General features: G+C 62.7%; 2 protein-coding genes and 1 pseudogene. 2 read left to right on the plus strand and 1 reads right to left on the minus strand.

The window, feature by feature from the left end; all coding sequences use genetic code 11:
• The coding region (locus ENZ74_RS26970; RefSeq protein WP_164761239.1) for a L,D-transpeptidase at positions 1 to 679 on the plus strand (679 nt) is incomplete at its 5' end.
• A gap of 32 nt (positions 680 to 711) precedes the next feature.
• Here ENZ74_RS26970 and ENZ74_RS26975 read toward each other — a convergent pair.
• Positions 712 to 2259, minus strand: coding sequence for a helicase HerA-like C-terminal domain-containing protein (locus ENZ74_RS26975; RefSeq protein ID WP_013532671.1), 1548 nt, complete (start codon positions 2257 to 2259; stop codon positions 712 to 714).
• A gap of 329 nt (positions 2260 to 2588) precedes the next feature.
• Between ENZ74_RS26975 and ENZ74_RS26980 the strand changes: the two are divergent.
• Positions 2589 to 3029: pseudogene (locus ENZ74_RS26980) on the plus strand (methylmalonyl-CoA mutase); the annotation flags it as partial.
• Positions 3030 to 3061 lie beyond the last annotated feature (32 nt).

Consider the following 3061-nt stretch of genomic DNA (forward strand, 5'->3'; position numbering starts at 1 on the left):
GCCGCCTCTGGCGGACTATGTGACGATGTATGCAGCAGTCAGCGACGGCGGCTTCGATTTGCCGGCCATCCCAGTCGACAAGATCGATCCGCAATTCCTGCGTCAGATCGTTCCCGACCCGACGGGACAGAAGCCGGGAACCATAGTCGTCGATACGACCGGCCACTTCCTTTATCTGGTTCGTCCAGGCGGTCAGGCGATACGCTACGGTGTCGGCCTTGGCCGCGCCGGCTTCGAATGGTCCGGCGACGCCGTCGTTCAGTGGAAGCAGAAATGGCCAAAATGGACGCCGCCGGACGAAATGATAGCCCGCCAGCCGGAACTGAAACCCTACAGCGCCGACAATGGCGGCATGCCCGGCGGCCTGAAGAATCCGCTCGGTGCACGCGCGCTCTATCTGTTCCAGGGCAATGTCGACACGCTCTACCGTCTGCACGGCTCGCCGGAGTGGCGCTCGATCGGCAAGTCGGTGTCGTCAGGCTGCGTGCGTCTGATGAACCAGGACATTATCGACCTCTATGATCGCGTGCCCTCGAAGACGCCGGTCATCGTGACCAGCGACGCCAGCCAACCCATGGTGGCGACGGCCAACCGACAGGCGATCCCGATCGATGCCGGCGTGCCGGACGGTTCGGTGCTGCTTGGACCGGTCAAGGCGATCACGAATTCGATTTTCTGAGCTGACTAGGCAGCGGCGCCCGCTGCCTCCAGTCACCGCCCGCGCGACAAGCTCCCCAGAATGCCGCGCACGATTGCCCGACCGACCGAGGAGCCGACCGAGCGCACCACCGACTTGATCGCCGCCTCTGCGACCGTCTGGCGGTTGGACGGGCGCGGTGCAGATGTGCGCCTGCCACCGGATTGCGGCGCGGGATCGTCATTGCCGAAGCCCGGAATGGTCCAGCGCGAGCCGCCGCTGCCGGCCTGCTGGGCCTGCTCTTCGGCATCCTGCGCGTCCTTGGCCTTTTTCTGCAGCATTTCGAAAGCCGATTCGCGATCGACGGCCTGATCGTACTGGCCGGCGACCGGGCTTTCCTGGATCAGCTTTTGCCGCTCAGCGGCCGTTATGGGCCCAAGCCGCGAGGATGGCGGGCGGATCAGTGTCCGCTGCACCATGGACGGAACACCCTTGGCTTCCAACGTCGAGACCAGCGCCTCGCCAGTGGCAAGCTGTGTAATGGCGGTCATGCAGTCGAAATCGGGATTTGGCCGGAACGTTTCGGCCGCCGTCCGGACTGCCTGCTGCTCGCGCGGTGTATAGGCGCGCAGCGCGTGCTGGACGCGATTGCCGAGCTGGGCCAGGACTTTTTCAGGGATATCCAAAGGGTTCTGGGTGACGAAATAGACGCCGACGCCTTTCGAGCGGATCAGTCGGACGACCTGTTCGACGCGATCGATGAGCACCTTGGGTGCTTCGTCGAACAGAAGATGGGCCTCGTCGAAGAAGAACACCAGCTTCGGCTTGTCGGGGTCGCCGACTTCCGGCAGCACCTCGAACAGCTCCGACATCAGCCATAGCAGGAAGGTCGCGTAGAGCCGCGGATTCATCATCAGCTTGTCGGCGGCAAGCACGCTGATGGCGCCGCGTCCGTCGCGGGTGGTGCGCATGATATCGGCGATACGCAGTGCCGGTTCGCCGAAGAAGTTTGCGGCCCCCTGCTGTTCGAGGACCAGCAGCGTGCGCTGGATAGCCCCGACCGATGGCTTCGTCACGTTGCCATAGCGCGAGCCGATCTCGTCGGCGCGCTCGGCGATGTTGGCGAGCAGCGCCTGCAGATCCTTCATGTCGAGCAGCAGCAAGCCTTCCTCGTCCGCCAGGCGGAAGGCGATGTTCATGATGCCTTCCTGCGCCTCGGTCAGGTTCATCAGGCGCGACAGCAACAACGGCCCCATTTCCGAGACCGTGGCGCGGATCGGATGACCCTGCTCGCCGAACAAGTCCCAGAAGATAACGGGAAATTCCTGGAAGTCATACGGATCGAGCTTGACCTGTTCGGCCCGCTTGACGAGGAAATCCTGTGCCGTGCCCATCATCGCGATGCCCGACAGATCACCCTTGATGTCCGCGCAGAACACCGGCACGCCGGCGTTGGAAAATCCTTCGGCCAGGATCTGCAAGGTGACGGTCTTGCCGGTGCCGGTGGCGCCGGTCACCAGGCCGTGACGATTCCCATATCGCAGCAACAACTGCTCGGCACGCTGATAGCTGTCGTCGGGCTTTCGGCTGGCGCCGATGAAAATACTGGTCTCGTCAGCCATATGTCCGGTCTCCGCAAACTGATGTGTCTAAAGCCAGTGGCCTTGCCGCAGGTATAGTGAGGCCATTGCACAGCGACAATGCCATTCGTCCAAATCGGGGCCATTCGTCCAAATCCGGGCCATTCGCCCAAATCGGCCCCATTCGTTCAGATCGGGTTTTTGGAGCTTGCGGATTTTGCCGCTGTTTGGCAATCGTCGTCCACGCGGACTGACCTATATCTGATGGATCGAATCCGGTCTCTGAAAGCGCATTGCATTGCGATATCGGACCGGGGACCGTAGACTGAACCGCTCCCGGCTGGTGCGGCCGCATGAAACGAGGAGGACGGATGGGCGCCGGAGCCTTGATCCAGGACGTGGAACCCGAGAACGCCGAGCGTCAGCGATGGCTCGCCTTGGCGGAAAAGGCATTGGCAGGCGCTTCCTTCGAGGAAAAGCTGGTCTCGCACAGCGATGACAACATCCGTATCGAACCGCTCTACGACCGCAGCACCGCGGCGGAACCGATCGTGCGTACAAACCCGAAATCGCCATGGATCGTCAGCCAGCGCATCGACGATCCGGACATCGACCGTGCCAGAAGCCAAGCGCTGGAGGATGTTGCACAGGGTGCCACGGGATTGTCGCTGGTCTTCGAAGGGGCGCCCAACGCGTTCGGCTACGGCTTGCCGAGAACGGCGGAGGCGCTGGAGGCGGTGCTGGACGGCATACCGCTCAACCGCATCCAGGTTCGCATCGACGCCCATCCCTGGAGCCGCGCCGTCTCGAACATTCTGAGATAGGAGACAGCCGAAGCCAGCAT

It is taken from the genome of Mesorhizobium sp. M7A.F.Ca.CA.002.15.2.1 (assembly GCF_003998715.1).
Lineage (GTDB): Bacteria > Pseudomonadota > Alphaproteobacteria > Rhizobiales > Rhizobiaceae > Mesorhizobium > Mesorhizobium ciceri.